Genomic DNA, 22,595 nt, shown 5'->3' with positions numbered 1-22,595 from the left:
GTCTATCCAGGAAGCATCGTCGATGGCCGTCTCCCCCAGCGCTCCCGTTCCTCCCCTGCACAAACGCAGCATCTTCCGGCGCTGGCAGCTCTGGCTCGGCCTGGCCTTGGTGCTCGGCTACGGCCTGTCGGTGATCATGCATTGGGATGACCGCGGCCTGCTGTGGCTCAAGGAAGGCATGGAGAGCAAGGCCGAGCGGGTGGAAAGCGTCTGGTTACCGGACTACGTGGCGGATATCGAGGCCAAGGTCCTGCCGGGCATGTCCGACGACGAGCCGTCGGACGTGGCGTTCAACCCTCTGACCCGTACTCTGTTCGCTGTGATGGGCAACAACCCCTTCCTCGTCGAGTTGAACCTCGACGGTGAAGTGCTGCGCAAGATGCCGCTGGTGGGCTGGGACAACCCGGAGGGCGTCGCCGTATTGGCCAACGGCCAGCTGGCGATCGTCGACGAGCGCAAGCACGACCTGACCCTGGTGACCGTGGATGCCCATACTGCCAGCCTGAATCATGCCGACTACCCGCACTACGACCTGGGCAAGTCAGCCAACAAGAACAAGGGCTTCGAGGCGATCGCCTGGGACCCGGCGCACCAGCGGCTGCTGATCGGCGAGGAGCGGCCACCGAAGCTGTATACCTGGGCCACCGACGGCAAGAGCCCGTTGACCGGTGACAAGCAGGCGCTGCCCAGCGATGAGCTGGACCTGCGCAACCTCTCGGCGCTTGGCGTAGACCCTCGCACTGGCCATGTGCTGGTGCTGTCCGCAGACTCCAACATGCTGCTCGAGCTGGATGAAAAAGGTGAGCAGGTCAGCTTCATGACCCTGTTGGGGGGCTTCAACGGGCTCGAACGTACCATTCCGCGTGCTGAAGGCGTGGCCATGGACGACCAGGGCACGTTGTACATGGTGAGCGAACCTGACCTTTTCTACCGATTCAGAAAAAACTGACGCGGCCCGTCGTTTTTTCAGTGGTGGCATTAAGCTTTATTTCAGCTGAGTCGTGGTTAGATTCGTCATTCTTTTGTCGAGTCTGCCCCCATGCGCCGCCGCCCACGTCTTTTTCGCTTCCTGGTCTTGCTCTTGGCTGGAGGGCTGCTGCTCGTCGGGCTCGCGGCACAGGAGTTTCGCCTGTTCGAGCGTGGCTGGTTCAACCTGCGCACCTGGTGGCAACCCGCTGAGCTGAGCATGGGGCTCGATCGCTACCAGGTCGTGGTGGAGGGGCAGCCCATCGAAGGGCTGGACGATGACATCTCGGCGCTGACCTACGACCCGGACCGCAAGAGCCTGTTCACCGTCACCAATGCCCGTTCGGAACTGATCGAGCTTTCCCTGGACGGGCGTATCCTGCGCCGTGTGCCGCTGACCGGCTTCGGCGACCCCGAGGCCGTTGAGTACGTGGCGCCCAACAGCTATGTGATCACCGACGAACGCCAGCAGCGGCTGATCCGCGTGCGCCTGGACGATGACACGCTGTTTCTCGACGCCAACGATGCCGAGCAGCTCACGCTGGGCATCGGCCTGAATGGCAACAAGGGCTTCGAGGGTCTGGCCTACGACTCCGTGGGCAAGCGCCTGTTCGTGGCCAAGGAACGCGACCCCATGATGATCTACGAGATCCATGGTTTCCCCCACGACAAGCCCGAACAGCCCTATGCCGTGCATGTGGTGCAGGACCGCAAGCGTGATTCGCGGTTGTTCGTGCGTGACCTGTCGAGCCTGCAGTTCGATGAGCGCAGCGGCCACCTGCTGGCGCTGTCGGACGAATCGAGGCTGGTGCTGGAGCTGGATGTGAAGGGGAGGCCGCTGAGCACCCTGTCGCTGAACAAGGGCTTCCAGGGCCTCAAGCGCAGCGTGCCGCAGGCCGAGGGCATCGCCATGGACGATTCCGGGACCATCTACCTGGTCAGTGAGCCGAACCTGTTCTACGTGTTCAAGCAACCCGCAGATTGAGGGGCTTTTGCTGCCCATCGCGGGGCAAGCCCGCTCCCACAATGATCGCATCGATCTCTAGGCATGCGCTGGCCTGTGGGAGCGGGCTGTCCTGCGATTCGAAGGCGAAGCCCTCGTGGGGGGATTGTCCGGCGTGGATTATTCGGCCTTGAGGCTCTTCACGCCTTCGGCAGTGCCCAGCAGCAACAGGTCGGCCGGGCGTGCCGCGAACAGGCCGTTGGTGACCACGCCGACGATGGCGTTGATCTGGCGCTCCAGGCCCACCGGGTCGGTGATCTGCAGGTTGTGCACATCGAGAATGACGTTGCCGTTGTCGGTCACCACGCCTTCGCGGTACACCGGGTCGCCGCCGAGCTTGACCAACTGGCGCGCCACATGGCTGCGGGCCATCGGGATCACTTCCACCGGCAGCGGGAAGGCACCCAGCACCGGCACCAGCTTGCTGGCATCGGCGATGCAGATGAAGGTCTTGGCCACCGCCGCGACGATCTTCTCGCGGGTCAGGGCCGCGCCGCCGCCTTTGATCAGGTTCAGGTGCGCGTCGCTTTCGTCGGCGCCGTCGACGTAGAACTCCAGCTCGCTGACGCTGTTGAGCTCGTAGACAGGAATGCCATGGCCTTTCAGGCGCTCGGCGGTGGCCTCGGAGCTGGCGACGGCGCCGTCGAAGGCGGTCTTGTGCTTGGCCAGGGCATCGATGAAGAAGTTGGCGGTCGAACCGGTGCCGACGCCGACGACGCTTTTCTCATCCAGCTTGGGCAGAATGAAGTCGACGGCAGCCTGGGCGACGGCCTGTTTGAGTTGGTCCTGGGTCATGCGGGCTCCGAGAGGGGCGGGAGTTTGAAAGCTGCCTATTATAGCGGCAAGCGCCAGCAAAACCTCGGTTTCGCTGTGGTCGCCCGACGTGGCGCTGGGGTAGACTCCCAGGCCTTGTCCCGCGGCCCAGTGATGCTTTCCCGATGCTCGAACAGTACGTCAAGAAGATCCTCACCTCGCGCGTCTACGACGTCGCCGTCGAAACCCCGCTGCAGAGCGCCGGCCAGCTGAGCAAGCGGCTAGGCAACCAGGTCTTGCTCAAGCGCGAGGACCTGCAGCCGGTGTTTTCCTTCAAGATCCGCGGGGCGTACAACAAGCTGGCGCAGTTGAGCCCGGAAGAACTGGCCCGTGGCGTGGTCACCGCCTCGGCCGGCAACCACGCCCAGGGCGTGGCCTTGGCCGCACGGGAGTTGGGCATCAAGGCGACCATCGTGATGCCCAAGACCACCCCGGAGATCAAGGTCGAAGGCGTGCGCTCGCGGGGCGGCAAGGTGGTGCTGCATGGCGATTCCTTCCCCGAGGCGCTGGCCTATTCCCTGAAACTGGTGGACGAAAAGGGCTTTGTCTACATCCACCCCTATGACGATCCGCACACCATCGCCGGGCAGGGCACCGTGGCCATGGAGATCCTGCGCCAGCACCCTGGCCGTCTGGACGCGATCTTCGTGCCGGTCGGTGGCGGCGGCCTGATCGCCGGCATTGCCGCCTACGTGAAGTACCTGCGCCCGGAGATCAAGGTGATCGGCGTCGAGCCGGACGACTCCAACTGCCTGCAGGCCGCCATGGCTGCCGGCGAGCGGGTGGTGTTGCCACAGGTCGGGTTGTTCGCCGACGGCGTGGCGGTGGCGCAGATCGGCCAGCATACCTTCGACATCTGCCGTCTCCATGTGGATGAGGTGGTGACGGTCAGTACCGATGAGATCTGCGCTGCCATCAAGGATATCTACGACGATACCCGCTCGATCACCGAGCCTGCCGGCGCCTTGGGCGTCGCGGGCATCAAGAAGTACGTGGAACTGCATGGTGTGACGGGCCAGACCCTGGTGGCCATCGACTCCGGCGCCAACGTCAACTTCGACCGCCTGCGCCATGTGGCCGAGCGCGCCGAGCTGGGCGAGAAGCGCGAGGCGATCATCGCTGTGACCATTCCTGAGCGCCCGGGCAGCTTCAAGGCCTTCTGCGAGGCCATCGGCAAGCGCCAGATCACCGAGTTCAACTACCGGTACCACGTCGACAAGGAAGCACACATTTTCGTCGGCGTGCAGACCCATCCGGAAACCGACCCGCGGGCCGCACTGGTGCAACAGCTGGTCGAGCAAGGGTTCCCGGTCACCGACCTGACCGACAACGAGCTGGCCAAGCTGCATATCCGCCACATGGTCGGCGGCCATTCGGCGGGGGCCAGCGACGAGATGGTGCTGCGCTTCGAGTTCCCCGAGCGCCCGGGTGCCTTGTTCAACTTCCTCACCAAGCTGGGTGGGCGCTGGAACATCTCCATGTTCCACTACCGCAACCATGGTGCCGCCGATGGCCGGGTGGTGGCAGGCCTGCAGGTGCCGGACGACGAGCGCCACCTGGTGCCTGCAGCCCTGGCCAAGATCGGCTACCCGTACTGGGACGAGACCGACAACCCAGCCTACAAGCTGTTCCTGGGTTGAGCGACTAAGCTTGGCCTAACACTCAAGGACGTGAAGCAATGGAATACCTGACCACCCTCAAGGCCGCGCACATCGCCGCCACCGTATTGCTGCTGGCCGGCGCCCTGGGCCTGGCCGCCTGGACCCTGCTCGCTCGGCGGCGTGGCGATGAGCAGGCGTATGGCAAGTTGTTGCGTCGGCCGCTGGTGTTCGTCTGGTTGCTGATGGGGCTGTGCCTGGTGAGCATGCCGTTCACCGGCTGGTGGTTGGTGCACCTGGTCGGCTGGCCGCTGGGCCAGACTTGGATCCTGGCCTCGAGCGTCATCTATACGCTCGGTGCGTTCAGCGCCTGGTGGTTGCTGGTGCGTCTGAACCGGCTGCGCAAGGCCGAGCCTGTCGGGCTTCGTTTCACCCTGGCGCTGGCGGTGATCAGCGGGGTGTGCTTGCTGTCCATTGCCGGGCTGATGGGCGCCAAGCCGGTTTGAACGGGAAGGGCGTCTGGTTTGGGGATGTGGTGCCAGTGAGATCGAGCGCCGCCCGCGCGGCGCATCGCGAGCTGCGCTCGCTCCCACGTTTGTTTCGGGCCAGTAACGCCTGTGACAGGCGCGCGCGACCGCCTGGTTCGTGCGACACGATATTGCGTCATGCCCCAAGGCGTCCGCGCGAAAATCCCCCAGGCATAATTGGTCCGAAACAAACGTAGGAGCGAGCGCAGCTCGCGATGCGCCGCGCGGGCGGCGCTCGATCTACCAGGCACCATAACCCTACAAACCATACTCCCGAACAAAGCTTGGCGGGCGCGTTGCTGCGCTCGTGAGCTTTGTGGAACAATGCGATGACATGCGTTTGCGAGGTTGCTGCCGTGATCGACCCGGATGGTTTTCGCCCCAATGTCGGGATCATTCTCACGAATGATGCCGGGCAGGTGCTATGGGCTCGCCGGATCAACCAGGATGCCTGGCAGTTCCCCCAGGGTGGCATCAACCCTGACGAGACGCCGGAAGATGCCCTGTACCGCGAGCTGAACGAAGAAGTGGGCCTGGAGCGCGAGGATGTGGAAATTCTTGCCTGCACCCGTGGCTGGTTGCGGTATCGTTTACCCCAGCGACTGGTGCGCACCCATAGCCAGCCGTTGTGCATCGGCCAGAAACAGAAATGGTTCCTGCTACGCCTGGTGTCCAACGAGCAGCGGGTGCGCATGGACCTGACCGGCAAGCCGGAATTCGACGGCTGGCGTTGGGTCAGCTACTGGTATCCCTTGGGCCAGGTGGTGACATTCAAGCGCGAGGTCTATCGCCGCGCCTTGAAAGAGCTTGCCCCGCGCCTGTTGACGCGCGACTGACGACGGAGTCCGACCCCGAGCCATGCTCAATACGCTGCGCAAGATCGTCCAGGAAGTGAACTCCGCCAAAGATCTCAAGACGGCGTTGGGGATCATTGTCTTGCGCGTCAAGGAAGCCATGGGCAGCCAGGTCTGCTCGGTCTACCTGCTCGACCCGGACACCAACCGCTTCGTGCTGATGGCCACCGAAGGCCTGAACAAGCGCTCCATCGGCAAGGTCAGCATGGCCCCCAACGAAGGCCTGGTGGGCCTGGTCGGTACCCGCGAAGAGCCGCTGAACCTCGAGGACGCCGCTGCCCACCCCCGTTACCGCTACTTCGCCGAAACCGGCGAGGAGCGCTTCGCCTCCTTCCTCGGTGCACCGATCATCCACCACCGCCGCGTGGTGGGCGTGTTGGTCATCCAGCAGAAGGAGCGCCGCCAGTTCGACGAAGGCGAGGAAGCCTTCCTGGTCACCATGAGCGCCCAGCTCGCCGGCGTGATCGCCCATGCCGAGGCCACCGGCTCCATCCGCGGCCTGGGCCGCCAGGGCAAGGGGATCCAGGAGGCCCGTTTCGTCGGCGTGCCCGGTTCGCCGGGCGCTGCCGTCGGCAGGGCCGTGGTGATGCTACCGCCTGCCGACCTGGAAGTGGTCCCGGACAAGACCGTCGAAGATATCGACACCGAACTCAAGCTGTTCAACAACGCCCTGGAGGGCGTTCGCGCCGACATGCGCAAGCTGTCGGCCAAGCTCGCCACCCAGCTGCGCCCTGAAGAGCGCGCGTTGTTCGACGTCTACCTGATGATGCTCGAGGATGCCGCCCTCGGTGGCGAGGTGATCGAGGTCATCAAGACCGGCCAGTGGGCCCAGGGCGCCCTGCGTCAGGTCGTGGGCGAGCACGTCAACCGTTTCGAGCTGATGGACGATGACTACCTGCGCGAGCGGGCGTCGGACGTCAAGGACCTCGGCCGCCGCCTGCTGGCCTATCTCCAGCAAGCGCGCTCGCAGTCGCTGGTCTATGCCGACAACACCATTCTGGTCAGCGAGGAGCTGACCCCGGCCATGCTGGGCGAGGTGCCCGAAGGCAAGCTGGTAGGCCTGGTCTCGGTACTGGGCTCGGGCAACTCGCACGTGGCGATCCTGGCGCGGGCCATGGGTATCCCGACGGTCATGGGCCTGGTCGACCTGCCGTATTCGAAGGTCGACGGCATCGAGCTGATCGTCGACGGCTACAAGGGTGAAGTGTTCACCAACCCGGGCGAGGTGCTGCGCAAGCAGTACAGCGACGTGGTCGAGGAAGAGCGCCAGCTCGCCCAGGGCCTGGATGCCCTGCGCGAACTGCCCTGCGTCACCCCGGACGGCCATCGCATGCCGCTGTGGGTCAACACCGGCTTGCTCGCCGATGTCGCCCGTGCCCAGCAGCGCGGCGCCGAAGGCGTGGGCCTGTACCGCACCGAAGTGCCGTTCATGATCAACCAGCGCTTCCCCAGCGAGAAGGAACAGCTGGCGATCTATCGTGAGCAGCTGCAGGCGTTCCATCCGTTGCCGGTGACCATGCGCAGCCTCGACATCGGTGGCGACAAGGCGCTTTCGTATTTCCCGATCAAGGAAGAAAACCCTTTCCTTGGCTGGCGCGGCATCCGCGTCACCCTCGACCACCCGGAAATCTTCCTGGTGCAGACCCGCGCCATGCTCAAGGCCAGCGAGGGCTTGAACAACCTGCGCATCCTGTTGCCGATGATTTCCGGCATCCATGAGCTGGAAGAGGCGCTGCACCTGATCCACCGCGCCTGGGGCGAGGTGCGGGACGAAGGTACCGACGTGCCGATGCCGCCGGTCGGGGTGATGGTCGAAATTCCTGCGGCGGTCTACCAGACCCGTGAGCTGGCACGCCAGGTGGACTTCCTCTCGGTCGGCTCCAACGACCTGACCCAGTACCTGCTGGCGGTCGACCGCAACAACCCGCGGGTCGCCGACCTCTACGACTACCTGCACCCAGCCGTGCTGCAAGCCTTGCAGACGGTGGTGCGTGACGCCCACGCCGAAGGCAAGCCGGTGAGCATTTGCGGTGAGATGGCCGGAGACCCGGCTGCGGCGGTGCTGTTGATGGCGATGGGCTTCGACAGCCTGTCGATGAACGCCACCAACCTGCCGAAGGTGAAGTGGATGCTGCGCCAGATCAACCTGAGCAAGGCCAAGGAGCTGCTGACCGAGGCCATGGCCCATGACAACCCGCAGGTTATCCACAGTGCGCTGCAGCTGGCCCTGAAGAACCTGGGGCTGGCGCGGATGATCGGGCCTGGGGCCAACAAGACCCTCTGACATTTCCCTTTGGGGCTGCTTCGCAGCCCATCGCGGGGCAAGCCCGCTCCTACACCGACCGCGTGGCCCCTCCAAAGCTGTGCTTTGTAGGAGCGGCCCCATTCGCTAGACCAGAATCTCCACTTCGCCCAAATGGCCACCAAACGGCCCGAAACTGCGCTCGATTACCCGTCGCCGCCCCTGAGCATCCACGATCAGCACCGTACTGGCCCGTGTCCCGTAGTTCTGGCTGGCGATAAACACACTCGACAGCAGCTTCTCGGTCGCCAGCCCTACACCGGTTTCCGGCAGATCCGCTTCCGGTGCAGGCTCGCCATCACCCAGCAGCCCCAGCAGCCGCTGCGGGTCCGGGTCGTCGAGCATGCCCTGCAGCCCTCTGCGTGCCTTGACCAGTTTGGGCCAGGGCGTATCCAACCCGGCGTTGGACACGCCATATATACCCGGCTCGAGCAGGCGCGGCGCCGCCTCGCGGGCATGCAGGTAACCCAGACGCTCGCCGTCGCCCACCAGCAGGTTGAACCCTGAATACTGGCTGGCGCGGCTGGCCACCTGATCCAGGTACGCGTCCACGTCCAGCGTGCCACTGAGGTATGCCGCCACCAGCTCGCCACGGGAACGCGGCCCAAGGGGCTGGCCAGGGTCGCGAATGTTGGTCAGTGCGGCGAACCGACCGTTCGGGCCGACACCCAGCCAGGTGCCGCCGGCTTCCAGGTCGCGCCCGGCATACACGCCAGGGGCATCCTTCCAGGCCTCCAGGGCCTGGGTGGGCCGGGCATAGAATTCGTCGCGGTTGGCCGCGACGATCAGCGGCAGGGCATGCCCTGGCCGCCAGGCGAACACGATCAGGCACATGGTAGGGCCTCGGTTGTTTTGGCCACTCTACCGGCTGGCCCCGTGTCGATCCAATATCTGACACAGAGTTCACTAGAGCCCCGGGGCTGGCATCCGTTACCATGCCGCATTGTTTCCATGGGGACGGCGAATGGAATTCGTACTCTATCTGTTGTTGGGCGCATGTGCCGGCGTACTGGCGGGGCTGTTCGGCGTGGGGGGTGGCATCATCATCGTGCCGGTGCTGGTGTTCAGCTTCACCTTGCAGGGCTTCGACCCGTTGGTGCTGACCCACCTGGCCGTCGGTACCTCTCTGGCGACCATCGTCTTCACCTCCATCAACGCCGTGCTGGAGCACCAGCGCAAGGGCGCGGTGCAGTGGCCGATCTTCGCCTGGATGACCCTGGGCATCCTCATCGGTGCCGGCATCGGCGCCAAGACCGCCTCGCTGATCCAGGGGCCGATGCTGCAGAAGATCATCGGCGTGTTCGCCCTGGTGATCGCCGTGCAGATGGCCCTGGACCTCAAGCCCAAGGCCAGCCGTGGCATCCCCGGCAAGCCTGGGTTGGTCGGTGCCGGTGGGGTGATCGGCTGGGCCTCGGCGATCTTCGGCATCGGTGGCGGTTCGCTGAGCGTGCCGTTCCTGACCTGGCGCAGCTTGCCGATGCAGAAGGCCGTGGCCACCTCCTCGGCCTGCGGCCTGCCGATCGCCGTGGCCAGCGCCCTGAGCTTCATGTGGCTGGGTTGGCACGACGAGCACCTGCCGGCCCACAGCCTGGGTTACGTCTACCTACCTGCGCTGGTGGGTATTGCCGTGACCAGCATGTTTTTCGCCCGCTTCGGCGCGCGCCTGGCACATCGGTTGTCGCCGCGTCTGCTCAAGCGCCTGTTCGCCGCGCTGCTGTTCTGCGTCGGCCTGAGCTTCCTGATTTGACCTAGAGGAACCACCATGCTGCCTTACCCGCAGATCGACCCCGTGGCCGTGGCCATCGGCCCGCTGAAAATCCACTGGTATGGGTTGATGTACCTGATCGGCATCGGCGGTGCCTGGCTGCTCGCCTCGCGTCGGCTGAACCGCTTCGACCCCACTTGGACCCGCGAAAAACTCTCCGACCTGGTGTTCTGGCTGTCGATGGGCGTGATCGTCGGCGGGCGCCTGGGCTACGTGCTGTTCTATGACCTGCACCAGTACCTGGCCAACCCGACCTTGATCTTCGAAGTGTGGAAGGGCGGCATGTCATTCCATGGCGGGTTCATCGGCGTGATGCTGGCGGCGCTGTGGTTCGGCAAGCGCAACAACAAGTCGTTCTTCGAGCTGATGGATTTCGTCGCCCCACTGGTGCCGATCGGCCTGGGCGCCGGGCGCATCGGCAACTTCATCAATGCCGAGCTCTGGGGCAAGGCCACCGACGTGCCTTGGGCGATGGTCTTCCCGCCGTTCAGCGACCCGGCCCAGCTGCCGCGTCACCCGTCGCAGCTGTATCAGTTCGCCCTCGAAGGTGTGGCATTATTCGTCATCCTCTGGCTGTATTCGCGCAAGCCGCGCCCGACCATGGCCGTTTCCGGCATGTTCGCGCTGTTCTATGGCATCTTCCGCTTCATCGTGGAATTCGTGCGGGTGCCCGACGCCCAGCTGGGCTACATCGCCTTCGGCTGGTTGACCATGGGGCAACTGCTCTGCGTGCCGATGATCGTCGGCGGCATCTTCCTGATCTGGTGGGCCTACAACCGTAAACCGACGGCCAAGGCCACCGTTTGACTCTCACGGCAGGGGCGATCCTCCTGCCGTTCTTGCTACAGGTAAGTCATGAAACAGTATCTAGACCTGGTCCGCGACGTCATCGAGAACGGCACGTTGCAGGAAAACCGCACCGGCATCCGTACCATCAGCCTGCCGGGCGCCATGCTGCGTTTCGACCTGCAGAAGGGCTTCCCGGCCATCACCACGCGCAAGCTGGCGTTCAAGTCGGCGATCGGCGAGATGGTGGGCTTCCTGCGCGGCGTGAAGAACGCCGGTCAGTTCCGCGAGCTGGGCTGCAAGGTCTGGGACCAGAACGCCAACGAAAATGCCCAGTGGCTGGCCAACCCGTTCCGCCAGGGCCATGACGACCTCGGCGAGATCTACGGTGTGCAGTGGCGCCAGTGGCCGGGCTACAAGCGCATCCCGCTGAGCAACCCGGCTGCCATCGAAATGGCCGAGAAGGCCGGTTTCCGCCGGATCGCCCAGGACGAGGAAGACGGCCAGGCGTTCGTCATCCTGTACAAGGCCATCGACCAGGTGCGTCAGTGCCTGGACACCATCGCCAACGACCCGGGCAGCCGGCGCATCCTGTTCCACGGCTGGAACTGCGCCCAGCTCGATGAAATGGCGCTGCCGCCGTGCCATCTGCTGTACCAGTTCCACCCCAATGTCGAGACGCGGGAAATTTCCCTGACCCTCTACATCCGCTCCAACGACCTGGGCCTGGGCACGCCGTTCAACCTGACCGAGGGCGCAGCACTGCTGTCGCTGTTCGGCCGCCTGACCGGCTATACCCCACGCTGGTTCACCTACTTCATCGGCGATGCCCATGTGTACGAGAACCACCTGGACATGTTGAGCGAGCAGATGAAGCGCGAGCCGCTGGCAGCGCCGAAGCTGGTGATCAGCGACCGGGTACCGGCCTTTGCCGAGACGGGCAAATACGAGCCCGAGTGGCTGGAGCAGATCGAGCCGAGCGACTTCTGGCTGGAAGGGTACGAGCACCATGCGCCGATGACGGCGCCGATGGCGGTCTGACCTCTGGATCGTCGGGGGCTGCTGCGCAGCCCATCGCGGGGCAAGCCCGCTCCTACAGGTTTGGCGCCGATCCTGATCTTGTGCTGTGTCTGTAGGAGCGGGCTTGTCCCGCGATGGGCCGCAAGATCAATGTCCGTGGCTGCGCCCCACATGTGAGTGCTCGGTCTCCGGCACCGATACCGCCCCGTTCGTCTCCAACTGCTGCAGGATCGCACACTCCGACCCTTTGGCATTGCATCGCTGGCGCAACTCTACCAGCTGCGCCTGCAACGCCATCAATCCATCGATCCGCGCCTGCACATGCTCGATATGTTCGTCGATCAGTGCATTGACGCTACCGCACGAACCATCGGGGCTGTCACGTAGGGCCAGCAGGCTGCGGATCTCGTCCAGGGTCATGTCCAGTGTGCGGCAATTGCGGATGAAGGTCAGTCGCTCCACATGGGCCTGGGTGTACAGCCGGTAGTTGCCTTCGGTGCGTGCCGGTTCCGGCAGCAGTTGCTCGCGCTCGTAGTAGCGGATGGTCTCCACGGCGCAATCGGTGGCCTTGGCCAGTTCTCCGATCTTCATGGCAAATCTCCAGGGGGAGGGTTGACCCTATAGTGGCTACAGGGTGTTCACTTGGCAACAACCCACTTTGTAGTGCGGGCTCGCCCCGCGCCTACAGAGCCCAGTGCTCATTAAGGACGATTCCATGAACCAGCCTGTCAGCCATGAACACAAGCATGACCACGCCCATGACCACGGCCAGGAAGGCCATCGCCATGATGCCCACGCCCACAGCTGCTGCAGCGCCGCGGCGGCACCTGCCAGGGTGAAACTGACCCAGGCGGCCAGCGCCGGCGCTCGGCTCAGCCGCTTCCGCATCGAGGCGATGGACTGCCCTACCGAGCAGAGCCTGATCCAGGACAAGCTCGGCAAGCTGGCCGGGGTCGAGCAACTGGAATTCAACTTGATCAACCGGGTGCTCGGTGTGCATCACACCCTGGGCGGCACCGCCGAGATCGAACAGGCCATCGACAGCCTGGGCATGCATGCCGAGCCCCTGGCCAGCGAGGACGACGGTACCCACACCGCACCGCAGCCCGGCAAGACCCGTTGGTGGCCGCTGGCGCTTTCCGGCGTGGCGGCGATTGCCGCCGAGGGGGTGCACTTCGCTGGCCTGGCGCCGGAATGGGTCGTTGCCGCCCTGGCACTGGTGGCCATCCTGGGCTGTGGCCTGGGGACCTACAAGAAGGGCTGGATCGCCCTGAAGAACCGCAACCTCAACATCAACGCCTTGATGAGCATCGCCGTCACCGGCGCGGTGTTGATCGGCCAATGGCCGGAAGCGGCCATGGTCATGGTGTTGTTCACGGTCGCCGAACTGATCGAGGCGCGTTCGCTGGACCGTGCCCGCAACGCCATCGGTGGCTTGATGCAGCTGAGCCCGGACATGGCCACGGTGCAGCAGGCCGATGGCCAGTGGCGTGAGGTCGAGGTCCGCGAGGTGGCCCTGGGAGCGTTGGTGCGGGTGCGCCCGGGCGAACGCATCGGCCTGGACGGCGAAGTGGTCAGCGGGCAATCGAGCGTCGATCAGGCGCCGATCACCGGCGAAAGCCTGCCGGTCGAGAAGGCGGTGGGCGACAAGCTGTTCGCCGGTACCATCAACCAGGCCGGCGCGCTGGAGTACCGCGTCACGGCCCTGGCCGGCCAGTCGACCCTGGCGCGCATCATCAAGGCCGTCGAAGAGGCCCAGGGCGCCCGGGCACCGACCCAGCGTTTCGTCGACCAGTTCTCGCGCATCTACACGCCGGCGGTATTCGTCGTGGCCCTGGCGGTGGCGATCATCCCGCCGCTGCTCATGGCTGGCGCCTGGTTCGACTGGATTTACCGCGCTTTGGTACTGCTGGTGGTGGCGTGCCCGTGCGCACTGGTGATCTCCACGCCGGTGACCATCGTCAGCGGCCTGGCCGCCGCGGCGCGCAAGGGCATCCTGATCAAGGGCGGAGTCTACCTGGAGGGCGGCCGCAAGCTGGACTTCCTCGCCCTGGACAAGACCGGCACCATCACCCATGGCAAGCCGGTGCAGACCGACAGCAAAGTCCTCGATCCGTTGTTCGAAGGCCGTGCCCAGGCCTTGGCCGCGAGCCTCGCGGCGCGCTCCGACCATCCGGTTTCCGGGGCAATCGCCCAGCTGGCGCGAGTGCAAGGCCTGGCCTTGGAAGAGGTCGGCGAATTCACCGCCCTGGCCGGCCATGGCGTGCGCGGCGAAATCGGGGGCGTGCGCTATCACTTGGGCAACCATCGCCTGGTCGAGGAACTGGGCCTGTGCTCGCCAGCGCTCGAGGCCGAGCTGGACCAGCTGGAACGCCAGGGCAAGACGGTGGTGCTACTGCTCGACGGCTCCGGCCCGCTGGCGCTGTTCGCCGTAGCCGACACGGTCAAGGACAGCAGCCGCCAGGCCATCGCCGAACTGCACGCGCTGGGCATCAAGACTGTCATGTTGACCGGCGACAATCCGCACACGGCCCAGGCCATCGCCGCCCAGGTGGGCATCGACCGCGCCGAGGGCAACCTGCTGCCTGCAGACAAGCTCGGCAGTATCGAGCAGCTGTATGCCCAGGGGCATCGCGTGGGCATGGTCGGCGATGGCATCAACGACGCACCGGCCCTGGCCCGTGCCGAGATCGGTTTCGCCATGGCGGCCGCAGGCACCGACACCGCCATCGAGACCGCCGATGTGGCACTGATGGACGACGACTTGCGCAAAATCCCCGCCTTCGTCAGGCTGTCGCGCCAAAGTGCGGCGATACTCACCCAGAACATCGTGCTGGCCCTGGGTATCAAGGCGATTTTCCTGGCGATCACTTTCGCCGGCCTGGCGACCATGTGGATGGCGGTGTTCGCCGACATGGGCGTGAGCCTGCTGGTGGTGTTCAACGGCTTGCGCCTGCTGCGCAAATAGAGGTTTCGCGATGCTGAGCGCCGAGCTCAAGGCTTTCTACATGGTGGCCCGCCTGGGCAGCATTACCTTGGCCGCAAAGAAGCTCGGGCTCAGCCAGCCCACGGTGACCACACAGATCCGCAACCTGGAGAGCCAGTACGCGGTGGAGCTGTTCTACCGTGGTGGGCGGCGCCTGGTGCTGAGCGAGGAGGGCGCACGGTTGCTGCCGATGGTCAAGGCGCTGCTCCAGCAGGAAGCCGACATCGAGTTCGAGCTGCGCAACAGTGGCCAGGCCCAGGGCGGCTTGCGCATCGCTGCCACTGCACCGTACTACATCCTCGACCTGGTGAAGGTCTTCCGCGAACGCCTGCCCCAGGTGGGGCTGACGGTGGAGATCGGCAACTCCCAGCAGGTGCTGGAAATGCTCGAGGACTACCGGGTGGACATTGCGGCGTCGTCGCAGCTGGTGGAGGACAATCGCCTGGTGCGCAAGGTGCTGGGGGCCGACCCGCTGGTGGTGGCGGTGCACCGCAATCACCCGTTGGCCCATCGGGAAACGGTGTCGATCGAGACGCTGGCCGGGCACTGCCTGTTGATGCGCGAGCAGGGCTCGACCACCCGCAAGCTGACCGAACGGATGCTCGAGGAGGCCGGGATCGGTGGCGGGACGCTGTTGGAGATCGGCAGCCGCGAGTCGATCCGCGAGGCGGTGCTGCGCAACATCGGCATCAGCATCATCGCCCGCCATGAAGTGCCGCATAACCCGGAGCTGCGGGTGCTGGCGCTGGACAATGCGCCGGTGATGCATGAGTACCTGTATTGCCTCAAGGAGCGGCGCCAGGCCAGGTTGCCAGCGGCCTTCCTGGGCGTGGCGCAAGAGGTGGTTGGGTCGCAGTTCTAGATCGGTGTTGGCTTCTTCGCGGGTAAACCCGCTCCCACAGGGATTGCGCTGAACCCTGTGGGAGATCACCCAGCCCTTTGGGCTGCGCTGTCGCGCAGAGAACAAGTGGCTGGCGCCGCCTTCTTCTGTAGGAGCGGGCTTGTCCCGCGATTGGGCCGGCCCAGCCGCCGCGGCTGTATGGCAAGGGCTTCGCCCTTGATCGCGGGACAAGCCCGCTCCTACAGGCCTTGTCAAATCAATGAGTTATGCGTTGTTCTATGAGAGCGGGTTTACCCGCGAAAGGGCCGGTGAATTCATTACAAAATTTTTGAATAGCACTATCGGTAGCTTTTGTTTCCCAGCCACATAACCTTCGCATTGAGTTCCTAGCATGGCCCCATCTGTTCGATGAGGCCCTGTCATGAACAACGCCATCACTACCCCGGGCGCACAAATGAAAGTGCGCGGCATCCACAAGCGCTTCGGCGCCTTCACGGCACTGAACGATGTGTCCCTGGACATCGCCGCAGGCGAGCTGGTCTGCCTGCTCGGCCCCTCGGGCTGCGGCAAGACCACTCTGCTGCGTTGCATCGCCGGCCTGGAGCGCCAGGATCGCGGCGAGCTGTACATCGGCGAGCGCGACATCTCCGAGCTGCCGCCCCAGGCCCGTGACTACGGCATCCTGTTCCAGTCCTACGCGCTGTTCCCCAACCTCACCGTCGAGGCCAACATCGCCTACGGCCTGACCGGCTGCAGCCGCGAAGAGGCCCGCCATCGAGTGGCCGAGATGCTCGAGCTGGTCGGCCTTTCCGGCAGCGAGAAGAAGTACCCCGGCCAGCTGTCCGGCGGGCAGCAGCAGCGTGTGGCCCTGGCCCGCGCCCTGGCGCCGGCGCCTTCGTTGCTGTTGCTCGACGAGCCGATGTCGGCCCTCGATGCCCGCGTGCGCGAGCACCTGTGCACCGAGCTGCGCCAGCTGCAGCGTCAGCTGGGCATCACCACCTTGATGGTGACCCACAACCAGGACGAAGCCATGCTGATGGCCGACCGCATCGCCGTGATGAACCACGGCCAGGTCGAGCAGTACGCCACACCGCAGGAAATCTACGACCAACCCGCCACACCCTTCGTCGCCGAGTTCGTCGGCCAGGGCAACTGGCTGCCGTTCCACCGCAGCGGCGAGCATCACGCCCAGGTCGGTGACGTGAACATGCGCCTGGCACCGGGCGCCGTGCAGGCGGGCAGTGGCCGCCTGTTCTGCCGGCCGGAGGCGATCACCGTCAACCCGCCGGTGCATGAGGAAAACCTGTTCCCGGCCCTGGTGCGGGAAATCACCTTCCTCGGCAACCGCTGCCGCATGAGCTTCGAGCTCAAGGCCCTGCCAGGCCATTCCCTGCTGGCGGAGGTGGCCCCCGAGGCCATGCCGCGCCTGGGCTCCCAGGACATCTGGGTGGCTCTGCCACCGCGCAGCCTGCAGGTCTTTGCCTGAGATGGCCGCGCCAATGTCCGTGCCGATCGTCCAAGCCAAGGCTGCGCCCCGCAGTGGTGTGGCCCTGGGGGATCGCCTGTTCGTCGTCGGCGGCAAGAGCCTGTTGCTGGCCCTGCTCATCCTCGCCGTGCTGATGCCGTTGTTGGCGATCTTCTGGCGCGGCTTCAATGGCGACGCCGGCCAAGGCGGCGGTCTGGTCGCGGCCCGCGCGCTGTTCGCCAGCGAGAATTTCCACTGGTTGCTGGGCAACAGCCTCAAGGTGGCCTTCAGTGTCGCAGCCATCGTCGTGCCGCTGGCCTACCTGTTCGCCTACGCTCTGCAACGCACCCTGATACCGGCCAAGGGCCTGTGGCGCGGGATTTCCCTGTTGCCACTGCTGGCGCCGTCGATGTTGCCGGCCATCGCCCTGGTGTACCTGTTCGGCAACCAGGGTTTGCTGCGCGGGTTGTTGACCGACAACGTCTATGGCTTCTGGGGCATCGTCCTGGGCGAGGCCATCTACACCTTCCCCCATGCCTTGATGATCCTGCTCTCGGCACTGTCGCTGGCCGATGCCCGGCTGTTCGATGCTGCGTCGAGCATGGGCGCGGGGCCCTGGCGGGCGTTCCGCAGCGTCACCTGGCCGGGCACGCGCCAGGCGGTGTTCGCCGCGTTCTGCCTGGTGTTCACCCTGACCATCACTGATTTCGGTGTGCCGGTGGTGGTGGGCGGCGACTACCAGGTGCTGGCGCTGGAGGCCTACAAGGCCGTGGTGGGCCAGCAGCAGTTTGGCCGTGGCGCGCTGATCGGCATGGTCTTGCTGGTACCGGCGCTGCTGAGCTTCGCCGTGGATGCCTGGCTGCGTCGTCGCCAGGGCGAAGCCATGAGTGGCCGTGCCCAGGTGTTCCAGCCCAAGCCTTCGCGCCGTCGTGATGCCTGCTTCCTGGCCATCGTGTTGCTGGTGTGCGCGGTGCTGCTGCTGGTCATCGGCATGGCGGTGTATTCGTCGCTGGTCAAATTCTGGCCCTACAACCTGTCGCTGTCGTTCAAGCACTATCTGTTCGACGACACCGCCGGTGGCGGCTGGCTGGCCTATCGCAACAGCGTGACCATGGCCGTGGCCACCTCGCTGATCGGCAGCGTGGTGATCTTCACCGGCGCCTACCTGATGGAGAAGACTCAGGGCCAACGGCTGCTCAACCAGGCCTTGCGCCTGCTGAGCTTCATCCCCATGGCCGTGCCTGGGTTGGTGCTGGGCCTGGGCTACGTGTTCTTCTTCAACCTGGCAGGCAACCCGCTGCACGTGTTCTACGGCGGCATGGCGCTGTTGGTGGTATGCACCATCGCCCACTATCTGACCACCGCGCAGATGACCGCGACCACCGCGCTGCGCCAGCTCGACGGCGAGTTCGAAGCCGCTGCGCTGTCGCTCAAGGCGCCGCTGTACAAGCATTTTGCCCGGGTCACCGTGCCGATCTGCCTGCCGGCGCTGCTGGACATCATCCGCTACCTGTTCGTCTCGGCGATGACCACGGTGTCGGCGGCGATTTTCCTGTACAGCCCCGACACCATCCTCGCCGCTGTTGCTGTGCTGAACATGGACGACGCCGGCAACGTGGGCGGCGCTGCCGCCATGTCGACCCTGATCCTGCTGACCAGTGCGACGGCCTCGCTGCTGCTGGCCGGTGCTTCCCGCGGCCTGCTGCGCCGCTCCCAGGCCTGGCGCCAGCGCGCCCCCGGCCACTGACCGACTGCCAACCCTGTAAGGAACCGCATCATGTTCAAGCCCCTCGCACTTGTCGCTGCCGTATCCGCCGTGTTCAGCCTGCAGGCTTCGGCCGCCGCGACCCAGCTGACCGTGTACACGGCCCTCGAGGCCGAGCAGCTCAAGCGCTACAAGCAGGCCTTCGAGAAGGCCAACCCGGACATCGAGATCAAGTGGGTGCGCGACTCCACCGGCATCATCACCGCCAAGCTGCTGGCCGAGAAGGACCGTCCACAGGCCGATGTGGTCTGGGGCCTGGCGGCCTCCAGCCTGGCGATCCTCGACCAGAACGGCATGCTCGAAGCCTATGCGCCCAAAGACCTGGGCAAGATCTCGCCGAACTACCGGGATGCGGCCAACCCGCCGGCCTGGGTCGGCATGGACGTATGGGCCGCGACCCTCTGCTTCAACACCATCGAGGCCGAGAAGCAGGGGCTGAGCAAGCCGGTGAGCTGGCAGGACCTGACCAAGCCTGAGTACAAGGGCAAGATCGTCATGCCCAACCCGGCATCGTCCGGCACGGGCTTCCTGGATGTCAGCGCCTGGTTGCAGACCTTTGGCGAGCCGCAGGGCTGGGCCTACATGGACGCCCTGCACCAGAACATCGGCCAGTACGTCCATTCCGGGTCCAAACCGTGCAAGTTGGCGGCGGCCGGCGAATTCCCGATCGGTATCTCGTTCGAATATCCGGCCGTGCAGCTCAAGCGCCAGGGCGCGCCGCTGGACATCGTCCTGCCGAAGGAAGGCCTGGGCTGGGAGATCGAGGCCACCGCCGTGATCAAGGGGTCGCCGAAGGCCAATGCGGCCAAGCGCCTGGCCGACTTCTCGGCAAGCCCGGCCGCCATGGAGCTGTACAAGGAGAACTTCGCCGTACTGGCCGCACCGGGTATCGCCAAGCCGCAGACCGAGTTGCCGGCGGACTACGAGCAGCGCCTGATCAAGAACGATTTTGTCTGGGCGTCGAAGAACCGCGACGAGATCCTCGCCGAGTGGCGCAAGCGCTATGACGGCAAGTCGGAGAAGGTTGCCCAACAGTAAGCGTTCTGCGAGGCCTGCGGCCTCGAATCGCGGGGCAAGCCCGCTCCTACAGGTGCGCCGTTGCTCGCGGAAACCTGTGGGAGCGGGCTTGTCCCGCGATTGGGTCTAAAGATCGTTCACCAAGGCTTCGAGCTGCTCCTGGCGCTCGGTCTGGTTGACTCGCGCCCCTGGGTTGAGCGACGACCACTGCGGATGTGCCCGCGCACGCTTGAGCGCCTCGGGCAGCTTGCCCTCGCGCCAGGTGCTTTCATCCGGTTCACCCAGGCGAATGCTGTCTTGCGCCGCGTGCCCGCGGCTGTCGAGCGCGGCGATCAACTGCTGTTGGCGCAACGCCAGCAGGCGCAGCACGGTGTCGTCCACGGTCAGCTCACGCTGGCCCTTGAGCTTGCCCATCAACCGCGACCCATAGTTGCGCGCCGTCTGCAGTGCTCCGCCGGCAATGGCCCCGGCCAGCGCCGCGGCGCCCAGGGTCAGGCCGCCCACCAACAGGTCCACCCCGGCCCCGGCGGCGGCTCCGGCCGCGACGCCGCTGCCCAGGCGTACGCCGAGCAGCTTGAGGGTTTCGGGGTTGAACAGGTCGTCCCCCCAGCGCCCGTCCAGCAAGGGCAGGTCGGCAGCGTGGGCGTCCTCGCGGCGGAAGGCGTAGAGCTTGAGCAGTGCCTCGACGCAGCGCTGCTCCCGCTGGCGCACATCGTGACGCAGGGTTTCGATGGCCCGGGCCTCGGCGGCCGGCTCGGCGGCTACGCTGCGCCGGCAGGCGGCGCAGTCGAGCAGCAGCTCGGCGACCAGGCGCCTGGCACCCTGGCGTCGGGCCAAGCGCTGGGCCTGCTGGTCATCGATCAGGCGCTGCAGGGCGGGGCGGGCGTTTTCGAGCAGCAGCGCCAGGCTTTCGTACAGGCGACGCTCGCCATCCTCCGGTGGCGCCACGCTGTCGAACCGCACCAGCGCGTGCAAGCCCAGGCGGGCCAAGGCCTCGCGCCACTCCGGCTCGCGGTGCTGGCTGCTGGCGACGAAGTTGAGCACCGGCAACAGCGGCTTGCCGCAACTGGCCAGGACTTCCAGTTCGTCGCGGTACTTGGCCAGCACCGGCTCGCGGGCATCGATCACGTAGAGCCCGGCATCGCTGGCCAGCAGCTGTCGCAGTACCTTGGCTTCCTGCTCGAAACGCTGGCGGGCCTCGCTACCCTGCAGGAAGCGCTCCAGCCGCGCCGGGCCATCCAGGCGTTCGCCGGGGCGTTCCAGGCGCTCCAGGTAATCGAGCAGGGCGATGGCGTCCTCCAGCCCAGGTGTGTCGTACAGCTCGAGCAAGGGCTGGCCGTCCACCGACAAGCGTGCGCCTTCCACATGGCGGGTGGTGCTGGGGCGATGGGAGACCTCGCCGAAGCCGACGTCACGGGTCAGGGTGCGCAGCAAGGAGGTCTTGCCGACGTTGGTATGGCCGACCACGGCCAGCTTCAGGGGCTCAGTCATGGCCATGCTCCAGCCAGGTCAAGGGCGCGGTGTCGGCGTGGGGCAGGCCGAGGCGGTCGAGGGCGTCGTGCCAGTCGCCCAGGCGGTCGGCATCCAGCGCTTGGCCAGGAAGGGCCTGGAGCAACCAGATCCGCGTGGCACCGGCGTTGCGTGCCAGTTCGGCCAACAGCGCGAGGCTGCCGCGATCCGGCGAGCGGCGCGGGTCGCAGGCGATGGCCAGGCGTGCTGGCGGGAAGCGGCTGAGCTGCTCCAGCAGCTTGTGGCGCGACTCGCGACTGTCGAGCACGCCGGCATTGCCGATGCTATGGGGCAAAGCCGGCGGCCAGGGGCGTTGGTCGTCCAGCTCCAGGCCGACCAACAGGGCGCCGCCGTCCTGGGTATCGCGCTGGGCTGCCTGGAACTGCGGCAGGGCCTCGGGGGCCGCATCCTGCACGCCGAGCCGCTCGCTGCTGGGCATCAGCACATCGCGCAGTTGGCTGTAGCCCGGCAGGTTCAGGTCCAGGGCCAGGCGTTCGCGCCCCTGGCGCCAACGCCACAGGCACAGGGCGGTCAACAGCAGGCGTGGCAACAGCCCATACACCAGCACCACGCCAAGCAGCCAGCTGGCCCAGGCCTGGCGCGCCAGGTCCAGCGCTGGCGAGGTGTCGCCGCTGGCGCGGATCATGGCCTCGTCCGGCACGGCGAAGCCCAGCAGCGACGGCAGGGCGCCCAAGGCCTGGGTCAGGCCAATGAAGGGCTCGGCGGCCAGCAGGGTGGTTTCCCAGACGAAGCCGTAGCGTCGGGTGGCCAGCAGGGCCAGCAGCATGCCCAGCGCGACCACCAGCGCCAGCAGCCACAGACCGTGCACCAGCACGCCCAGCAGCCAGCGGCTAAGGCGTTGGCGCTGCAGCATCACCAGCAGGGCCGGGGCCAGGTGCGCGGCCTTGGCGTCGCGCGCCAGGCGTTCGCTGAGCCATAGCCACAGGCGGCCAAGGCCCGCACCCTGTTCGCCAGCCAGCAGCAGGCCCGCTGCCCAGCCCAGCAGCGTCAACAGGTTCAGGCCAAGCAGGCTGCCCAAGGCCCAGAACACATTCACCGGGCGCTGGCCATCGCCCAGGGCCGCCAGGCCCAGGCCTGCGCCGCTGAGGGTGGCAAGCAGCAACAGGGCCAGCAAGGCCAGGCGCGCGCCTTGTTTCCAATGGCGCAGGGCGTCGACCATGCCGTCGCGTTCGGCCAGCCACAGGGCACGGGTTTCGATGCGCGTCGCCAAGTCACCGCCCTGCTGGCGGGCGCGACGGTTGGCTTCCTGGTCCTCCAGGGGGCCGGCCTGTTCCTCGCGCAGGCGCACCGCTTCGGTGAGCCAGCGTTTGTCGAATCGGGTGGGTGCAGTCACGAGCTCTTCCATTGCACAAGTCAG

At 65.8% G+C, this 22,595-nt stretch carries 19 protein-coding genes; 14 read left to right on the top strand and 5 right to left on the bottom strand.

All coding sequences use genetic code 11. From position 1 onward, the window contains the following. The first annotated feature begins 22 nt into the window (after positions 1-22). Together K8374_RS22715 and K8374_RS22710 are read left to right on the top strand one after the other, a co-directional pair. A complete protein-coding gene (locus K8374_RS22715; protein ID WP_224457298.1) occupies positions 23-949 on the top strand; it encodes an SdiA-regulated domain-containing protein in 927 nt (308 codons plus the stop codon). Between the two features lie 90 nt (positions 950-1,039). Continuing rightward, positions 1,040-1,951 carry an SdiA-regulated domain-containing protein gene (locus K8374_RS22710; protein ID WP_224457297.1) on the top strand — a complete coding sequence of 304 codons (912 nt, stop codon included), beginning with the start codon at positions 1,040-1,042 and terminating at the stop codon, positions 1,949-1,951. A 138-nt stretch (positions 1,952-2,089) separates the two neighbouring features. On the opposite strand, the gene rpiA is transcribed toward K8374_RS22710, so the two are convergent. Continuing rightward, positions 2,090-2,764, bottom strand: a complete 675-nt coding sequence (gene rpiA / locus K8374_RS22705) for a ribose-5-phosphate isomerase RpiA (protein ID WP_084853742.1) — start codon at positions 2,762-2,764, stop codon at positions 2,090-2,092. Between the two features lie 143 nt (positions 2,765-2,907). On the opposite strand from rpiA, the gene ilvA reads away from it, so the two are divergent. The 4 genes from ilvA (at position 2,908) to ptsP (ending at position 8,045) form a co-directional block, all read left to right on the top strand. Further along, complete coding sequence (ilvA, locus tag K8374_RS22700; protein WP_224457296.1) at positions 2,908-4,422, top strand: threonine ammonia-lyase, biosynthetic; 1,515 nt, start codon at positions 2,908-2,910, stop codon at positions 4,420-4,422. A gap of 38 nt (positions 4,423-4,460) precedes the next feature. Next, the gene (locus K8374_RS22695) at positions 4,461-4,886 is read left to right on the top strand and encodes a DUF2269 family protein (protein ID WP_084853746.1); all 426 of its coding nucleotides are present in this window, start codon (positions 4,461-4,463) and stop codon (positions 4,884-4,886) included. A 377-nt stretch (positions 4,887-5,263) separates the two neighbouring features. Then, the gene (locus K8374_RS22690) at positions 5,264-5,743 is read left to right on the top strand and encodes an RNA pyrophosphohydrolase (protein WP_029614755.1); all 480 of its coding nucleotides are present in this window, start codon (positions 5,264-5,266) and stop codon (positions 5,741-5,743) included. A gap of 22 nt (positions 5,744-5,765) precedes the next feature. Next, a complete protein-coding gene (gene ptsP, locus K8374_RS22685) occupies positions 5,766-8,045 on the top strand; it encodes a phosphoenolpyruvate--protein phosphotransferase (RefSeq protein ID WP_084853747.1) in 2,280 nt (759 codons plus the stop codon). A gap of 105 nt (positions 8,046-8,150) precedes the next feature. On the opposite strand, the gene K8374_RS22680 is transcribed toward ptsP, so the two are convergent. Beyond that, positions 8,151-8,897: an NRDE family protein gene (locus K8374_RS22680; RefSeq protein WP_224457295.1), complete on the bottom strand. Its 747-nt coding sequence runs from the start codon at positions 8,895-8,897 to the stop codon at positions 8,151-8,153. Between the two features lie 130 nt (positions 8,898-9,027). On the opposite strand from K8374_RS22680, the gene K8374_RS22675 reads away from it, so the two are divergent. From K8374_RS22675 to K8374_RS22665, 3 genes are read left to right on the top strand one after another with little or no spacing between them, the layout of a single operon-like run. Further along, entirely contained in the window at positions 9,028-9,810 is a 783-nt protein-coding gene (locus tag K8374_RS22675; protein ID WP_224457294.1) for a sulfite exporter TauE/SafE family protein, read from the top strand. A 15-nt stretch (positions 9,811-9,825) separates the two neighbouring features. After that, positions 9,826-10,635 carry a prolipoprotein diacylglyceryl transferase gene (gene lgt, locus K8374_RS22670; protein WP_224457293.1) on the top strand — a complete coding sequence of 270 codons (810 nt, stop codon included), beginning with the start codon at positions 9,826-9,828 and terminating at the stop codon, positions 10,633-10,635. Between the two features lie 48 nt (positions 10,636-10,683). Further along, positions 10,684-11,655, top strand: coding sequence for a thymidylate synthase (locus K8374_RS22665; protein ID WP_224457292.1), 972 nt, complete (start codon positions 10,684-10,686; stop codon positions 11,653-11,655). Between the two features lie 126 nt (positions 11,656-11,781). Here K8374_RS22665 and cadR read toward each other — a convergent pair whose 3' ends face one another. After that, complete coding sequence (gene cadR, locus K8374_RS22660) at positions 11,782-12,225, bottom strand: cadmium resistance transcriptional regulator CadR (RefSeq protein WP_224457291.1); 444 nt, start codon at positions 12,223-12,225, stop codon at positions 11,782-11,784. 124 nt (positions 12,226-12,349) lie between these two features. On the opposite strand from cadR, the gene K8374_RS22655 reads away from it, so the two are divergent. The 5 genes from K8374_RS22655 to K8374_RS22635 all read left to right on the top strand — a co-directional run bounded on the left by K8374_RS22655 (position 12,350) and on the right by K8374_RS22635 (position 19,729). Next, complete coding sequence (locus tag K8374_RS22655; protein ID WP_224457290.1) at positions 12,350-14,602, top strand: heavy metal translocating P-type ATPase; 2,253 nt, start codon at positions 12,350-12,352, stop codon at positions 14,600-14,602. A gap of 10 nt (positions 14,603-14,612) precedes the next feature. Next, a complete protein-coding gene (locus tag K8374_RS22650; RefSeq protein WP_224457289.1) occupies positions 14,613-15,482 on the top strand; it encodes a LysR family transcriptional regulator in 870 nt (289 codons plus the stop codon). 400 nt (positions 15,483-15,882) lie between these two features. Continuing rightward, complete coding sequence (locus K8374_RS22645) at positions 15,883-16,947, top strand: putative 2-aminoethylphosphonate ABC transporter ATP-binding protein (RefSeq protein WP_224457288.1); 1,065 nt, start codon at positions 15,883-15,885, stop codon at positions 16,945-16,947. 1 nt (position 16,948) lies between these two features. Next, a complete protein-coding gene (locus K8374_RS22640) occupies positions 16,949-18,673 on the top strand; it encodes a putative 2-aminoethylphosphonate ABC transporter permease subunit (protein WP_224457287.1) in 1,725 nt (574 codons plus the stop codon). 30 nt (positions 18,674-18,703) lie between these two features. After that, entirely contained in the window at positions 18,704-19,729 is a 1,026-nt protein-coding gene (locus K8374_RS22635) for a putative 2-aminoethylphosphonate ABC transporter substrate-binding protein (RefSeq protein WP_224457286.1), read from the top strand. A 105-nt stretch (positions 19,730-19,834) separates the two neighbouring features. On the opposite strand, the gene K8374_RS22630 is transcribed toward K8374_RS22635, so the two are convergent. After that, on the bottom strand, positions 19,835-21,199 hold the full coding sequence (locus K8374_RS22630; RefSeq protein ID WP_224457285.1) for a GTPase/DUF3482 domain-containing protein: 1,365 nt from the start codon (positions 21,197-21,199) through the stop codon (positions 19,835-19,837). Beyond that, positions 21,192-22,583, bottom strand: coding sequence for a DUF2868 domain-containing protein (locus K8374_RS22625; protein WP_224457284.1), 1,392 nt, complete (start codon positions 22,581-22,583; stop codon positions 21,192-21,194). The genes K8374_RS22630 and K8374_RS22625 overlap by 8 nt, the downstream gene beginning before the upstream one ends. Positions 22,584-22,595: the final 12 nt, after the last annotated feature.

Origin of the sequence: Pseudomonas sp. p1(2021b), assembly GCF_020151015.1 — a bacterium.
GTDB lineage: Bacteria > Pseudomonadota > Gammaproteobacteria > Pseudomonadales > Pseudomonadaceae > Aquipseudomonas > Aquipseudomonas putida_K.
Note: the sequence above shows the minus strand (reverse complement) of the source record. Positions and strands in the feature narration are given on the sequence as shown.